We start from the raw sequence: 15424 nt of genomic DNA, 5'->3' as shown, positions 1-15424 counted from the left end.
GTTTCACTCGGGAGAATGGAAGCTCAGGCTGTAGTTCACCGCTTTGGGGCCTGGATCGAGAATGTCCAGCGCGATGTGGATCGGCGTTTGCGGCGGCATTTCCGCCATGCCTTCGAGATCGCCGTTGAGGTACTCGCCGGGCTTGAAGCGACGGCTGGCGATCAGGTGGCCGTTGAGGTCGGCAAAACGCAACTCCAGCAGCGGGAAGGGCTGAGAGAAGGGCGCACGATTGTAGATGATGGCATCGACCACCAGCGCGCCGTTGAAGTCCGGGTGGCTGCGGACCACCAGGTTGCTGCTTTTGACTTTTGCGATGTCGACCTTGGACGGCACGGTGCAGCCGATCTGCGGGCACAGTTGCTGGAACCACGGACGGTACTGGTCCTGGCGTGCCAGTTCGTCAAAGTGGTAGGCGACGTATTGACCGGCGAGGCCGGCGGCGCCGAGCAGGATCAGCAGCAGCCAGAAAAAGCGCCGGCCCCAGGGGGAGCGACGTTTTTGCCAGTCCAGTTGCAACGGATCGTCGGTCAGATCCTCCAATACCTCCGCGCGCAGCGCCGGTTCGCTGCGTTCACGTCGCTTGCGCAGGGGTTCGACCGAGGGCAGGTCGTCGTCGACTTCATCGGGAGTCGCCGACAGGCTGCCAAAGGGGATCGGGGCGTCGAGCGGGTCGTGCAGGCGCAGCTGTTGGATCGCGGGTTCGTCGTCCGGATCCGCGGGCTCCAGCGACAGCGAAGGCTCGGTGCGCGAGTGTTTGCTCGGCTCGATCGTCGGTTCTGGCGTGGGCGCGTCGGCGGTTTTTGCACGATCGGCGGCCGATTCACTGAAGAGGCTGTCGGACCAGGGCTCCTGGTCGTGCTCGGTGGTATCGCGGCGAGCGCTGAGGCTGTCTTCGCGGGGCCGAGTGAATTCCGTAGTTGGCTGGATTTCCCGCTGTTCAAGCCGGGCGAGCTCTTCGTCCAGATCCAGGCTGTCCAGATCCATTTCTGCAGCCGTCCATTGTTTTTGGCTGATGGCTCGCTGCACGGGCGGTTCGACGGGCGCCGGTGCAACCGGTTTGACCGTTTCCTTGCCGGCCCGCTGCTCGAGTAACTGCTTGGCGGCGTTGAACACCTGCAAACACGAGCCGCAACGAACCACTCCACGGGCCACGCTCAACTGAGCATGGCTGACGCGGAAGCTGGTTTGGCAATGCGGGCACTGGGTGACGAAGCTGTCGGTCATGCGGTAATCCGGTTTATGCAGGCGCTCATTCTAGCGCCGACGGCCAGTAATGCGTACCCAGCCGTCGCGATTGGCAATCGGGTCCAGTTCGAAGTCCTGAGCGTAGGCCGCGGCGACTTCTTCACCTTGTTCGGCGAGGATGCCTGAAAGCGCCAAACGACCACCCTGCCTGACCAGGCTGGACAGCTGCGGCGCCAGCGAAACCAGCGGGCCGGCAAGAATGTTGGCCACCAGCACGTCGGCTTGAACCTGCGGCAGGTCTTGCGGCAGATACAGCGGGAAGAGTTCGTCAGCAATGTTGTTGCGCCCGGCGTTGTCGCGTGAGGCTTCCAGCGCCTGCACGTCGATGTCGGTGCCGACGGCTTGCTTGGCGCCCAGCAACAGGGCGGCAATCGCCAGAATCCCCGAACCGCAACCGAAGTCGAGCACGTTGCAACCCTTCAGGTCCTGACCGTCGAGCCATTCCAGGCACAGCGCGGTGGTCGGGTGAGTGCCGGTGCCGAACGCCAGGCCCGGGTCCAGCAGCAGGTTTACTGCGTCCGGCTCCGGCGCGGCGTGCCAGCTCGGGACGATCCACAGGCGCTGACCGAAGCGCATCGGCTGGAAACCGTCCATCCAGCTGCGTTCCCAATCCTGGTCTTCGATCACTTCGCTGTGATGCTCGGGCAGCGGGCTGCCGGTCAGCAACTCGAGGTGGGCCAGTACGCTGGCGGCTTCGGTGCCGCCTTCGAACAAGGCCAACAAGTGAGTGTGCGACCACAGCGGGGTGGTGTTGAGTTCCGGCTCGAAAATCGGCTGATCTTCGGCGTCCATGAAGGTCACCGACACGGCGCCCACTTCAAGGAAAGCGTCTTCGTAGGTTTCGGCTTGTTCTGGGCTGATGGCGAGACGGACTTGCAGCCAAGGCATGGCGGGCACCTTTGAAAAATATGGATTGCAGCCTGGCGGGCTGCGAGAAGCGCGCAAGTTTACGCGAGCGTGGCTAAGAAGACGACCATGGTTGAAGATCAAAAGATCGCAGCCTTCGGCAGTTCCTACAAGGGGAACGCATTCCAAATGCAGGAGCTCCCGAAGGCTGCGATCTTTTGACTTTGCTTCAGAAACAACAAAGCCGCTCGAAAGCGGCTTTGCTGGTATGGATCACAGCTTAATGCTTTTCGCCAGCCAGCTTGTGTTCCAGGTAGTGGATGTTGACTCCGCCTTCGCAGAAGCCAGCATCACGGACCAGGTCGCGGTGCAGCGGGATGTTGGTCTTGATCCCGTCGACCACGATTTCGTCCAGCGCATTGCGCATGCGCGCCATGGCTTCGTCACGGGTGGCGCCGTAGGTGATCAGCTTGCCGATCAACGAATCGTAGTTCGGCGGAACGGCGTAGCCACTGTACAGGTGCGAATCGACGCGAACGCCGTTGCCGCCTGGAGCGTGGAAATGCTTGACCGTGCCTGGGCTAGGCATGAAGGTTTTCGGGTCTTCGGCGTTGATCCGGCATTCCAGCGCGTGACCGCGGATAACGACGTCATCCTGGGTGTACGACAGCTTGTTGCCAGCGGCGATGCTGAGCATCTCCTTGACGATGTCGATGCCGGTGACCATTTCCGATACCGGGTGCTCTACCTGGACACGAGTGTTCATCTCGATGAAGTAGAAGTGGCCGTTCTCGTACAGGAACTCGAAAGTGCCGGCGCCACGGTAGCCGATGTCGATGCAAGCCTTGACGCAGCGAGCGAGGACTTCAGCGCGTGCTTTCTCGTCGATGCCCGGTGCCGGCGCTTCTTCGAGAACCTTCTGGTGGCGACGTTGCAGCGAGCAATCGCGGTCACCCAGATGGATGGCGTGGCCCTGGCCGTCGGAAAGTACCTGAACTTCCACGTGTCGTGGGTTGGTCAGGAATTTTTCCAGGTAGACCATCGGGTTGCCGAACGCTGCGCCCGCTTCGGAGCGGGTCAGTTTCGCCGAGGAGATCAGGTCTTCCTCTTTGTGCACCACGCGCATGCCACGACCACCGCCGCCGCCAGCGGCTTTGATGATCACTGGATAGCCGACTTCGCGGCCGATGCCCAGAGCGGTTTCTTCGTCTTCCGGCAACGGGCCGTCGGAACCCGGAACGGTCGGCACGCCGGCGGCGATCATGGCGTGCTTGGCCGATACCTTGTCGCCCATCAGGCGAATGGTTTCGGCTTTCGGGCCAATGAACGCAAAGCCGGAGTTCTCGACCTGTTCGGCAAAGTCAGCGTTTTCCGCAAGGAAACCGTAGCCTGGGTGGATGGCGGTAGCGCCAGTCACTTCAGCGGCGGCGATGATGGCCGGAATGTGCAGGTAAGAGTGCGCGGCCGAGGCCGGGCCGATGCAGACGGATTCGTCTGCCAGGCCCAGGTGCATCAGCTCTTTGTCGGCCTTGGAGTAAACAGCGACAGTCTTGATGCCCATCTCTTTGCAGGCACGCAGAATCCGCAGGGCGATCTCACCGCGGTTGGCGATCAGAACTTTTTCCAACTTCGCAGTCATCAAAGTTTCTCCGCGGTTCAAACGATGGTGAACAGCGGTTGGTCGTACTCAACCGGCTGGCCGTCTTCGACGAGGATGGATTCGATCACACCGCTGGCTTCAGCTTCGATGTGGTTCATCATCTTCATGGCTTCGACGATGCACAGGGTGTCGCCTTTCTTCACGGTCTGGCCGACTTCAACGAAGGACGGCGAGGACGGCGAGGATTTGCGATAGAAAGTACCGACCATAGGCGAGCGGGCAACGTTGCCGTTCAGCGCAGGCGCAGCCGGGGCTGCAGGAGCAGCGGCGGCAACCGGAGCAGCAGCGACAGGCGCAGGCGCCGGTGCCGGAGCATGCATAGGAGCGGGAGCGTAGTACTGCTGAGCCGGTGTCTTGCTGTGACGGCTGATGCGTACGGACTCTTCGCCTTCCTTGATCTCGAGCTCGTCGATACCGGACTCTTCCAGCAATTCGATCAGTTTCTTAACTTTACGGATATCCATGAATCATCAACTCCCAAGGGTCGGTCAGGGGGCGTTTAACGCTTGTTGTTCAAGCTGTTGCCTGTCTTTCAAGCTGCTCTAGGGCGGCCTCCAGGGCCAGTCGATAACCGCTGGCGCCAAGGCCGCAGATCACTCCCTCCGCAACGTCGGAGAAGTAAGAGTGATGGCGGAAAGGTTCGCGTTTGTGCACGTTAGACAAATGCACTTCGATGAATGGGATGCTCACTGCCAGCAGCGCGTCACGTAATGCGACACTTGTATGCGTAAAAGCTGCTGGATTGATCAGAATGAAGTCCACACCTTCGCCGCGAGCAGCGTGGATGCGATCGATCAATTCGTACTCGGCGTTGCTTTGCAGATAGAGCAAATGGTGGCCGGCATTGCGCGCCCGCTGTTCCAGATCCTGATTGATCTGCGCCAGCGTCGTTGCACCGTAGACGCCCGGTTCCCGGGTGCCGAGCAGGTTCAGGTTGGGGCCGTGTAAAACCAATAAGGTCGCCATCTGCTGCTCCTTTGTCATCTGTGTGCAATTGTCAGAACCCGGCGACTATGCCGCAAAGCCTTTGTGACTGTCCAGTTCTATGCAATAGCCAGCACGATGGCCGATGTTTACGCGAAATATATGACCGGGTAATTAAATCCGGTCATTTGCTTTCGCAACACGTTCGGCGAAGTTTTTCGCGCTGATCTCGCCAATCACCCGCACATCGACACGTTCGACGCCATCCTTGCCGAAAAACATCAGCGCTGGAGGACCGAATAGCTTGTAGCGGTCGAGCAGGGCGCGTTGTTCGGCGTTGCTGGCGGTGATGTCGAAACGGATCAATCGATAACCTTTGAGGCGTTCGACGACATTGGCATCGGTGAGCACTTCGTGTTCGATGACTTTGCAACTGATGCACCAGTCGGCGTACCAATCGAGCAGCAGCGGTGTAGCGGAGGACTTGGCTTCGGCGAGGACGCGGTCCAGTTCGGCTGGTGTGGTAATGGTTTGCCAGTTGCCGGCGATTGGCGGTTGACTGTTGCTGGTGACATTGCGTGGTTGGCCAATGGGGTTGAACGGATCGGTCTGGCCACTGAAGGCGCCGTACCAACAGGCCAGGGCATAAAACAGCAGGAACATCCCGAGCAATTGCCCCAGGCGTTTTCTTGGCGGTTTATAGACGAATTCCAGTGCACCCATAAACAACCCGACGCCACCGGCGAGCAAGCCGATCAACAGCAAGGTGATCTGGCCCGGCAATACCCGGCTGAGCAAAGCGATCGCCAGCCCCAGTAGCAGCACCCCAATCGCGTTTTTCACGTAGATCAGCCACGGACCGCTTTTCGGCAGCCAGGCCGCGCCACCGGTTGCCACCAGCAACAGCGGCGCGCCCATGCCCAAGCCGAGCATGAACAGTTTCAATCCGCCGCCCAGAGCATCGCCGCTGGCGCTGATGTACAGCAGCGCGCCGGCCAGTGGTGCCGATACACACGGCGAAACCAGCAGGCTCGACACCACGCCCAGCACGGCCGCGCCCCACAATGAGCCGCCTTCGGTACGCCCGGCGATCCGGTCCAGGCGGCTGCTGATGGCATGGGGGAGTTTCAGTTCGAAGACGCCAAACATGGCCAGGGCAAATACCGCGAAAAACATCGCGAACGGTACCAGCACCCAAGCCGACTGCAAGCGCGCCTGAAGATTGAGCTGTGCGCCGAACATGCCCATCAAGGCCCCGAGCAGGGCGAAACAGAGGGCCATCGGCAGTACGTAAGCCAGCGACAGGTTGAAGCCGCGTAGCCCGCCAACCTGTCCGCGCAGGACCACCCCGGAGAGGATCGGCAGCATCGGCAGCACGCAGGGAGTGAAGCTCAGGCCAACACCTGCAAGAAAAAACAGCGCCAGTTCGCGCCAGCTCCAGGATGTGCTTGCGGCGTCGCTGCCATCAATATTCAGGCGTTCGGTCTCAGGCGGATAACACAGGCCTTTGTCGGCGCAGCCCTGGTAGGTCACGACCAGCGTAAAGGCGCGTGAGTCGGTGCGTGGCAGTTCTACATCGAGAATGCCGTGGTAAACCTCGACATCGCCGAAGAACTCATCGTGCTTTTGTTCGCCTTTGGGCAGTTGCGCCGCGCCGAGGCCAATATCGGCCGGGTCGGCGCGAAACTGGAAGCGATGGCGGTAGAGGTAATAACCCTCGGTGGCGACGAAGCGTAGCTTGATTGATTGCGGCGTACTTTCTACCAAACTCAACTTAAAAGCTTCGCGCACCGGCAGGAAGTCGGCGCTGTTGTTGATCGAACCCAGGGTGGAACTGGGCCGACTGTCCAGCAATCCGGCGGCGGAGGCCGGCAGGGCGAGCACTAAAAACAGCAGGCAAAGCAAACGGCGCATGACAATCTCGCGTATCGAAAGTGTGGGCATGATAGCGGACAGTGGCAGGGTGTGCAGGGCGGGGCATCTTGTGGTGGTTGTTCTGACGCCATCGCGGGCAAGCCCGCTCCCACAAGGACAGCGCATACCCTGTGGGAGCGGGCTTGCCCGCGATGGCGGTTTGTCAGACGCGGAAGGCCTGAACGGCTGTATATAGGGACCGCCCCGTGCTACCGGATCATGACGGTTTTTTTGGTCGCTCCGGTGGACCGCATTGAGCTTACTTTGTTGATTGATCGCTGGAGTGGTTGCACAGGTTGATTGTTACAGGCGTGTACTGAGTGTTGTCGGTATGTCGAAACAGCGTGCTGCTGTGATACTCATAGACTTCCTGGTTGGTCGGCACATTGATGACCGAACCTTGGATATCGACCTTTATGGCTGGATCTCGGGTGACCAGAAACGGACCGGCAGTCTTGAGTTCAGACGCTATTTGTTCGTCGGATGGCAGTTCGCGATAGACATAGTATCGATAGCTGAACGGCACTGTTGCTCCGCCTCGATCATCCTTGACACCGTAGATGAAGCCATTTTCGCCATGGGGTAGTTTGAGTACTACATCGGTCAGCACCGGGGAGCTGGGAGACATAAGCCATGTCCAGCCGATGTAAACCAGGCATACAGCCAGCAGGCAGGAGGTGACGATTGTGTATGTGGTTTTTTTAGTAATTCCTGAACCGGGCATACCTGACTCCTTTTTTGATCCATTCCTGATCCGCAGGAACATCGCCAAAAGTAGCCTTGTTCCACCAGCTTTTTCTAAACCCGAAATGCCTGTACCGCCGTATGCAGCTGTCCACCCAGCGCCAGTAAATGTTCGCCTTGGCTGCGCCCCTCGCCGATGCGCAGCAAATTATCCCCACCCAATTGGTGAATCCGCTCACTGTGATCGCGGATTTCGCTGACAGCGCCGCTCTGCTGGGCGGTGACATCGGCGATGCGCACGGCGGTGTCGGCAATGGTCTGGATCGCCCCGACGATTTTATCCAGCGCGCCATCGGCCGCCTGGGCCTGATTGGCCGTGGCTTCGGCGTGTTCGACCTGGGCGCGCATGCCTTCGACCGATTGTCGCGCGGCGGTTTGCAGGCCGGCGATCAGCGTCTGGATCTCGGCCGTGGCCCCGGCGGTACGTTGCGCCAGTGAGCGAACCTCCTCGGCCACTACCGCAAACCCTCGGCCCATTTCACCGGCGCGGGCCGCTTCGATGGCGGCGTTCAGGGCCAGCAGATTGGTCTGGTCGGCAATCGAGCGGATCACCGTCAGCACACCGCCGATGGTCGCCGACTCCTCGGCCAGATGTTCGATCATTTGCGCGTTGCCTTGCACTTCACCCACCAACGCGTGCAGTCCGGTGAGGCTCAGGCCGATCACTTTCTGCCCGTGTTCCACCGCAACTCCTGCATGGCGGCTGGCATCGGCGGCCTGGCTGGCGTCACCGGCGACTTGTTGAATCGTCGCCTCGAGTTCACCCAGAGAGTCGCGGATCAACGCGGTGTCGCCGGCCTGATGCTCGGCGCCACTGTGCAGGTCATTGCTCAATTCGGCCAACGTTCGGCTGCTGCCGGCGACTTGCTCGGCGTTGAGGCGAATGGTGCCGACCAGATCGACCAGATAAGCGCGCAAGCGATTGAGCGAGGCTTGAATGTCATGCAGCTCGCGGTTGGTCGCGCCCAGTTGAATGTCGCGGCTGAAGTCACCTTCGGCCCAGGTCGACAGCGCCGGGGCGAGGTTGGTCAGGGTTCGGGCGAGGCGTCGCTGCAAGGTGTCGATGAGCAATGCGATCAGCAGAATCAGTCCGATCATCACTCCTTGCATCAGCCGTACTTCGCTCTGGATCTGCCCGTGTTGGGCGCGCACCACCGGTTCCAGCCCGGCGATGGACTGCTGCACGGCGGTGATTTTCACGTGCGTCGCAGCGCTGAGGTCGGCGCGTTTCTGGATCTGTTCGCGAGTGCGCGCCAGTTCCGAGGGGTAGCGGGTGAGCAGGCTGTTGAGTTCCCGCTTGAGGCCGACGCCGGCATCTTCGGCGACGGTTTTCTCGGTGTTATCCAAACCCATCATCGCGGCGAAATCATCGGTGTTCGATTCGGTTTTGGCCGTCACGCCAAGTAGCGGTAAAGCGTCCAGTTGCTCGGCTTGAGTGCGGATGTCAGCGACTTCGCGTTCGACATCGGCGGCCAGTTCGCTACGACCACTGCTGACCAGTTTGTTTCGGGCCAGTGACAGTTTGCCCAGGTGCTGGGACGCGACGAGCAAAGGCGTCAGATAGGCCGCGTTGCCGTTGGCGTATTGGTTGAGTTGATCGAGGCTGGCGCCAAGTTCACGTTCGGCTTGCAGCAGCAATGCTTGCGGGTCGCCCGCGAGTTTGCCGGCGGCCAGCAGGTCGGTTTTGCTGAATTCAGCCAGGTTCGACAGGCTCGGACGCAAGGTATCGGCCAATGCCGGTGGCAACTCACCGAGTTCCTTTTGCAAGGCGTCGATGGCCTGGCTGGCGCTGCTCAGGCGCAGGGCGTCGCCGCTGGCCAGGTAATCCTCGACGTTACGCGCCACTTCATTTTGAAACTGCTGAGACAGGCCCAGATAACGCTCCATCAACAGATAGGGACGTTCCAGAGCTTTTTGCGACCACCAGAGGGTGGTGCCAAGGGCCACGCACACGGCGACCAAAAGGAGGGTATTGAGATTGGTCAGCAGCTTCAGGCGCATCATGGTCTACCAACGGCAGAATGGTAAGTGTCTGAAGTTATTGCGTTTCTGTTACAGAGTTATGACCGAATGGGTCGATTCCGATGAAAAAGTGGCACTTTGCTTTGATTCTCGCGCGGCTTGTACGCGGTTGCGACCGGCGTCCTTGGCGCGGTACAGCGCCTCGTCCGCCTGGCTGGCCATCAGCAGGCTGTCGGAGTCTTCGCGCAGTTCGACGACACCGGCGCTGAACGTGCACCAGAGGTCCTGCGGCTGAGCGGGGTAGTGAATTTCGGCAAAGCGCTGACGGATTTCATCGAGCGACCTTGTAGGCCGATTCGATATCAGTGTCGGGCATGACGATGGCGAACTCTTCACCACCGTAGCGGCCAATGAAGTCGGTCTTGCGCAACCGTTGCTTGAGGAATAGCGCCAGGCTCTTGATCACCCGGTCGCCCATGGGATGGCCGTGGCTGTCGTTGACCCGTTTGAAGTGGTCGATGTCGAGCATCGCAAAGCTCAGTGGCTTGCTTTCGCGGCGGGCACGGAATGAACAGTCTTCGAGCAATTGCAGAATGTGAGTGTGGTTGTACAAACCGGTCAGGCTGTCACGCACCATCCGCGCTTTCAGATTGCGCGCCCGCGCCGCGCGGTTGCGCACGGTGGTGATCAGGTGTCGTGGCTTGATCGGCTTGGTCAGGAAGTCGTCGCCGCCTTCGCTCATGGCGTCGAGCTGCTTGTCCAGATCATCTTCGGCCGACAGATAAATGATCGGCACGCTGACATAGCGGTCGTTATGCCGGATCACCTTGGCCAGTTCAGTACCGGTGCAGGCCGGCATGTACATGTCGAGGATGATCAGGTCCGGCTGGAAATCCGCCAGTTCGGCCATGGCCTGGATCGGTTCGATCAGAGTCCGCGTGACGATCCCGGCGCTATTAAGCAGGCGTTCGGTGTGCAAGGCCTGGGCGCGGGAGTCGTCGATGATCAGCACTTTATAAGGTTCGTACTGGGCGACGCAGGTCAGGACTTCGATTTTTTCCAGCAGGCTCGAGGCTTCGAGGGTGCCGGTGAGAAATTCCTGGCCGCCGGCACGCACGGCGGCCAGGCGGGTCGGGGTATCGGTTTCGTGCAGGCTGAAAAACAACAGCGGCAAGGGCTGATCGAGACCTTCCTGGGCTTCGGACGCCAGTTTCAGGCCAATGCCGGCGCCGCTGAAGTCGACGTCCATGACAATCGCCGCCGGCAACCGCTCGACCATCGAGGAGCGGAACGCGGCGACACTGTCGAGGGATTGAGCGCTGAGCCCGAAGAATTCCAGTTGTTTGGCCAGCCGTTCGGCCCGGTCGTGATCCTGCAGCATCACGTAGATCGGTTTGCGCAGCGGCGGCAGAAAGGTGTGTTCGAACTGATCGCCATGGCGCAGGCCGGTGCGGGACAGGCGCTGCATCAGACGATTGAGGTCAGTGATCAGTCCGCTGCTCAGGCGTCCGCGGTTGGCGTCCACCGCTTCCAGCGACTGGCCGATGTGGCGCGCCAGCTGGGTATGTTCCGGTTGTTCGAAACGTTCGGCAAAACGCAGCAAGCGCAGATTGGCTTCGCTCAACTCCGACAAGTCGGTGGTGGACCATTCGTTGCGCTGCAGGCGTTGCCATATCTCAAGAATCTGGCGTGCCTGATGAATGACCCGCTGGGCAAAATGGTGCTTGAGGCGCTCACGGCTGGGGTCTTCTGGCTCGGTCATATCCTGACTACTAGTTAGGGTGCATGCTGAGATCGACTGGTGGCTCTATGCTAGCACCTCTTTTCGATTGCATGAGTGTCGTAGGTCAATAATCTGCAAAGCGATGTTATTCAGTTTCAGACCCGTGAGTCTCGGCCAGCGCGTCAATGGGCGATAGAGCCTGATGAATCAGGTGTTTGAGGACATCTCCTGGTCATTTCAAGGCAACTTCCCATGTCTCGGCGAGCCTCGTCTGTCAGGTATTTCTGATTTTTCGGCCAAACGATCCGGTCGGGAATTGCGGCTGATAGGGTTCAGGGATTCCCTTAGTCGCTCGTCCGCAAACCATGACCCAGTGTTTCAAACAACACCCCATAGATGATCAGCGCCTGAACCAAAACAGCACGCCCGTTGCTGACTGTGAATGCAAAGAAGTGCGGCTTTATGGCAGCAAGACCCTTGTTACGGACGTGCCGATCCTGACTTGCTCTGGCCTATGGCGCATCTACCAGCGCGAGGCCGAAGACATCATCGCTCCTGATGGCATCTTGATCGTTGACCCAGTGGAGCGGAATCGAGCGATCAATGCTGCGTATGCCCGACTGTGGTTACACGACTCGCGGTTTCAGTGGGCGGGGCTAGCGGCTTTTGCCTCTAAGCAGGTCGGCTGTGGACTTTTGCATGCGGCGCACAGTGTGGCGCGAATCCGTGATGAGCGGGAAACCAGGCAGCGATTACGAGATAGCCGCCGAGAGTTCGGATTGTTGCGGCTTGATCGAATGGCGGAACAGGCAGAAGCCTTGCGTGACTATAAAGAAGCAGACTCGCGCAATCCTGTTCCCTCTGTTGACCTGCATTTAACGGGGGAGGACTTGTCTGTGGTGCAGCAGCAGTTTCGATATGTGCAGGAGATGATGGCATTGGGTAACACCACGCTGTTTCTGGATATTTTTCCTCTACATGTGTTTTACGCGAAGCGAGGCCTCAAGGAATTGAAAACGTGCCTGAAGGCGCGGGTTGGGATTTTTGGCCATCCGGAATTTCCGATGATTTGGCCAGTAGGGCAGGAAAAGCTCCAATTCGGGTTGCAACAAGACGAAATCTTGAAAGCTTTCGACGCGATTGAAGCAGGCGATGTGGCATTGAGCGTGGAGTATCTGGCAGAGCATGAACAACGAAATATTTTGCAGCCAACTATTTATGAGGACTCGCATCTCGCCGCTTTGCTGCAGGGCAATCATGCGTCTTTTGTTACGGGTTTCCCTTCAGGCGTAGCCCAAGCAATCGAGCTGACACTTACCAGTCAATGTCAGCGACTTGATGATGGGCGCACTATTGGTTTTGGCAATAGTCCTCTGGCCAACCTCTCCGATGTTGAACAGCGCATGGTATTTGTACTCAGGGCTGCCGAACGTTTTAATGATCTGTTGCGCGACGACAACCGTTCTGCTCTAGAACAGTCGATCCGGGAAATCGCGACTGGTGGTGCACCTCCATGAGTTTCCGACGATGGATCGATGGTTGGCGCTTCATACTGCTGATGGTGCTGGCGGTGACGTTACTGCGCTGGTGGATTGACTCTACGCTGGACGACTTCGAAGTCTCACTGAATATCAATGAGCCTTGGGAGGATATGCTTCAGCGTTCAAACGCTGCCATCGGCCCCATACCATCGGGAAAGGTATGGTCCAACAAATCCAGATCCGGCGTATGCCTGCGTTTCAACGACCCTGATTATGGTTTTGTCACGCCACTGGCCCGCTATTTCACAATCACGTCCAAAAACGGACGGGTTGGAAGAGTGCGTTTATCCCCACAAATCGAGCCACTACCGCTTGATGACGCTCTTAAAGTCGTACTGGGCTTGCATGATCAATGGCGCGAGAAAGGCTGGATTGCGGCGAAAGTTCTTGATGATCCTGTGATAGCCGATACGCCTGAATGGCGAGCTTGGCTTCGGGATGGCACAGGGTATGCGATGTCTTTCTGGTTGGCTGGTGATAAGTATCAGCTAAAGCTGGACCTTGAACCGTCCAATCGTTCTCGTCATCGAACTGACCAGCGCTATTTGATCTTCGTCACCCTTGCTGAACCCTGGTTACCTTTCGAAAACGCCGAGCATGCACGGATTCAAGACCATCCGATCGCTTCCTTATTTCCATCCAAATCTGACGGAGCCCCACCATGCCAACTCCCGCCTTCATGACCCTCAAGGGTGAAAGACAAGGCCTGATCAGCGCAGGCGCCTTCACCGAAGCGTCAGTGGGCAACGTCTATCAGCTGGGCCGCGAGGACCAGATCATGATTCAAGCCCTGAGCCATGGCATTTTCGTGCCGAAAGGGGCGGGAGCGGGGCACCGGATGCACAAGCCCTTGATCATCACCAAGGCAATCGACAAAGCTTCGCCGCTGATCAACATCGCTCTGTGTTCCGGGGAGTTGCTCAGCCAGTGCCGCGTCGAGTGGTATCGCACCTCGGCTCACGGAACGCAGGAACATTTCTACACGATGGAGCTGGAAGGCGCGGTGATCGTCGGCGCTGAAGTGCTCATGCCGCATTGTCAGGACCCCGGCACTGCTCACCTGACTCAACTGGAAAAGGTCCACTTCAGCTATCGGCGGATCTATTGGCGGCATGAGGTCAGCCGGACCATGGGCTCCGACGAATGGCGTGCCGAGGCGCAGGAGTGAGGCTGGTCAATGAAATTCATCTGTCCGCGTGGGAACGCCAACATGCGTATCCCCGCGAGCAAGCACTGGACCACGTGCGCCAGGCGTTGCTCGATCGGCAATCCATCGACGGACTCGACGAATTGCGTGCGGCTCTGCTGATCAATATCAACAGCGAGGTGCTGGAGCAGGTCGAGCGTGGCGAGTGGTGGCTGATCCGCATGGAGGCAGACTTGGGTGACTGGGGAGTGCCGACGCCTGCATTCGATCAGTCAGTGATCGAATTGATGAAAAATCCGCCGGTTCAACCCTCGCGATCGCCAAGAATCTTTCGCCTCGTTGACAGCGTAACGGCCGAACCGCTGGCGCAGTTGTCGTACCTCGCAACGGTGGATGGGCAGACTGTCCAGCGTCGAACCGATGGCGAGGGTATCGCCCATCTTTTTGCGCCGGCCGGGGTGCGGCAGATCTCAATGAAGGTCATCGGCGTTTAGCACTGGCATGGATACTTGAGCTTATTGGCAACGGCTGCCGCAGGTTCGGGCAATAATTTTCCGGATAGACCTAACGGCAGGTGCCGGTCAAAGGCACGTTGTTGTATGGTTGTGGTCGAACCGATGAACTCAAGTGATTGAAAGGATATCGCCATGCTGGACTGGAAGAACCGCACAGGCAGCGCGCCTGAGCGTGCCGCTGAACCGAAATCGGCCACCCGCAGTTATTTTGGCGGTCTGTTGTTCAGCCGGGCGCTGGCTACTCTGATTGTTCTTTACCTGTTGGTGGCGATCGCGCTGGGCTGGTACTGGAGCCAGGAGCCGGCGCTGTTCCCGGTTCAGCAGAATGCCCAGGTGGCGGCCGAGAAAGAAGGCAAGCAGATGGTGGTCGGGTACACCACGGTGGAAACCCTCAAGACCGTCGCCGGTACTTTGCTGACCAAGCCGGGTGGCTATATTTCCAACGACCGTTTCCCGCCGGGCCTGTGGATGGACAACATGCCGAGCTGGGAATATGGCGTGCTGGTCCAGGTCCGCGACCTGAGTCGTGCGCTGCGTAAAGACTTCGCCCGTTCCCAGTCGCAGTCCGCCGAAGACGCCGACCTGGCCAAGGCCGAGCCGCGTTTCAACTTCGACAACAAAAGCTGGGTGCTGCCATCCAGTGAATCGGAATACCTGGAAGGCATCAACTCCCTGAGCCGTTATCAGGCACGTCTGTCGGGTCCTGACCAGAAAAGTGCGCTGTTCTATGCCCGCGCCGACAACCTGAACAACTGGCTGGGTGATGTCGGAACCCGTCTGGGTTCGCTGTCGCAACGGCTGTCGGCCAGTGTTGGCCGGGTCAAGCTCAACACCGCGCTGAAAACCGAAGTCCCGGCGCTCGGTCAGGTGCCGCAGGTTGACGAAGAAGTCGTCGAGACCCCGTGGCTGCAGATCGATAACGTGTTCTACGAAGCCCGCGGTCAGGCCTGGGCGTTGTCCCACCTGCTGCGTGCCATCGAAGTCGATTTTGCCGATGTGCTGGCGAAGAAGAACGCCACGGTCAGCGTGCGCCAGATCATTCGTGAGCTGGAAGCTTCGCAAGAGCCAGTCTGGAGCCCGATGATCCTCAACGGCAGCGGCTTCGGTGTGTTGGCCAACCACTCGCTGGTCATGGCCAATTACATCTCCCGGGCCAACGCCGCGGTGATCGATTTGCGTCAACTGCTCAATCAGGGCTGAGTC

The 15424-nt window shown here is 59.1% G+C and carries 13 protein-coding genes and 1 pseudogene; 5 read left to right on the top strand and 9 right to left on the bottom strand.

Annotation, left to right across the window (positions count from 1 at the left end; translation table 11 throughout):
- Positions 1–3 precede the first annotated feature (3 nt).
- The 9 genes and pseudogenes from AB7M26_RS02165 to gcbA form a co-directional block, all read right to left on the bottom strand.
- Positions 4–1224: a DUF3426 domain-containing protein gene (locus tag AB7M26_RS02165; protein ID WP_429375434.1), complete on the bottom strand. Its 1221-nt coding sequence runs from the start codon at positions 1222–1224 to the stop codon at positions 4–6.
- 30 nt (positions 1225–1254) lie between these two features.
- Positions 1255–2133, bottom strand: coding sequence for a 50S ribosomal protein L11 methyltransferase (gene prmA / locus AB7M26_RS02160; RefSeq protein WP_429375432.1), 879 nt, complete (start codon positions 2131–2133; stop codon positions 1255–1257).
- A 238-nt stretch (positions 2134–2371) separates the two neighbouring features.
- Entirely contained in the window at positions 2372–3730 is a 1359-nt protein-coding gene (gene accC / locus AB7M26_RS02155; RefSeq protein WP_008069032.1) for an acetyl-CoA carboxylase biotin carboxylase subunit, read from the bottom strand.
- A gap of 17 nt (positions 3731–3747) precedes the next feature.
- Positions 3748–4215, bottom strand: a complete 468-nt coding sequence (gene accB, locus AB7M26_RS02150; RefSeq protein ID WP_008069033.1) for an acetyl-CoA carboxylase biotin carboxyl carrier protein — start codon at positions 4213–4215, stop codon at positions 3748–3750.
- A gap of 49 nt (positions 4216–4264) precedes the next feature.
- Positions 4265–4717 carry a type II 3-dehydroquinate dehydratase gene (aroQ, locus tag AB7M26_RS02145; RefSeq protein ID WP_123500889.1) on the bottom strand — a complete coding sequence of 151 codons (453 nt, stop codon included), beginning with the start codon at positions 4715–4717 and terminating at the stop codon, positions 4265–4267.
- A 132-nt stretch (positions 4718–4849) separates the two neighbouring features.
- Positions 4850–6589, bottom strand: coding sequence for a protein-disulfide reductase DsbD (locus AB7M26_RS02140; protein WP_429387741.1), 1740 nt, complete (start codon positions 6587–6589; stop codon positions 4850–4852).
- A 259-nt stretch (positions 6590–6848) separates the two neighbouring features.
- Positions 6849–7313, bottom strand: coding sequence for a hypothetical protein (locus tag AB7M26_RS02135; RefSeq protein ID WP_429387738.1), 465 nt, complete (start codon positions 7311–7313; stop codon positions 6849–6851).
- A 74-nt stretch (positions 7314–7387) separates the two neighbouring features.
- Positions 7388–8431 carry a methyl-accepting chemotaxis protein gene (locus AB7M26_RS02130; RefSeq protein WP_429388990.1) on the bottom strand — a complete coding sequence of 348 codons (1044 nt, stop codon included), beginning with the start codon at positions 8429–8431 and terminating at the stop codon, positions 7388–7390.
- A 954-nt stretch (positions 8432–9385) separates the two neighbouring features.
- Positions 9386–11057: pseudogene (gcbA, locus tag AB7M26_RS02125) on the bottom strand (diguanylate cyclase GcbA).
- Positions 11058–11383: 326 nt separating this feature from the next.
- On the opposite strand from gcbA, the gene AB7M26_RS02120 reads away from it, so the two are divergent.
- The 5 genes from AB7M26_RS02120 to AB7M26_RS02100 all read left to right on the top strand — a co-directional run bounded on the left by AB7M26_RS02120 (position 11384) and on the right by AB7M26_RS02100 (position 15421).
- The gene (locus tag AB7M26_RS02120) at positions 11384–12535 is read left to right on the top strand and encodes a DUF2515 family protein (RefSeq protein ID WP_123500899.1); all 1152 of its coding nucleotides are present in this window, start codon (positions 11384–11386) and stop codon (positions 12533–12535) included.
- Entirely contained in the window at positions 12532–13242 is a 711-nt protein-coding gene (locus AB7M26_RS02115) for a hypothetical protein (RefSeq protein ID WP_123500900.1), read from the top strand. The genes AB7M26_RS02120 and AB7M26_RS02115 overlap by 4 nt, the downstream gene beginning before the upstream one ends.
- Positions 13221–13727, top strand: coding sequence for an Hcp family type VI secretion system effector (locus AB7M26_RS02110; RefSeq protein WP_123500902.1), 507 nt, complete (start codon positions 13221–13223; stop codon positions 13725–13727). Before AB7M26_RS02115 ends, AB7M26_RS02110 begins: the two co-directional genes overlap by 22 nt.
- Positions 13724–14200 (top strand): hypothetical protein, encoded by a 477-nt coding sequence (locus tag AB7M26_RS02105; RefSeq protein ID WP_123500904.1) that lies wholly within the window; start codon positions 13724–13726, stop codon positions 14198–14200. The genes AB7M26_RS02110 and AB7M26_RS02105 overlap by 4 nt, the downstream gene beginning before the upstream one ends.
- A gap of 153 nt (positions 14201–14353) precedes the next feature.
- Positions 14354–15421, top strand: coding sequence for a DUF2333 family protein (locus tag AB7M26_RS02100; RefSeq protein WP_048396187.1), 1068 nt, complete (start codon positions 14354–14356; stop codon positions 15419–15421).
- Positions 15422–15424: the final 3 nt, after the last annotated feature.

The sequence above is a fragment of the Pseudomonas sp. F-14 TE3482 genome (assembly GCF_053629455.1).
This window is presented reverse-complemented; position numbering and strand designations above follow the sequence as displayed.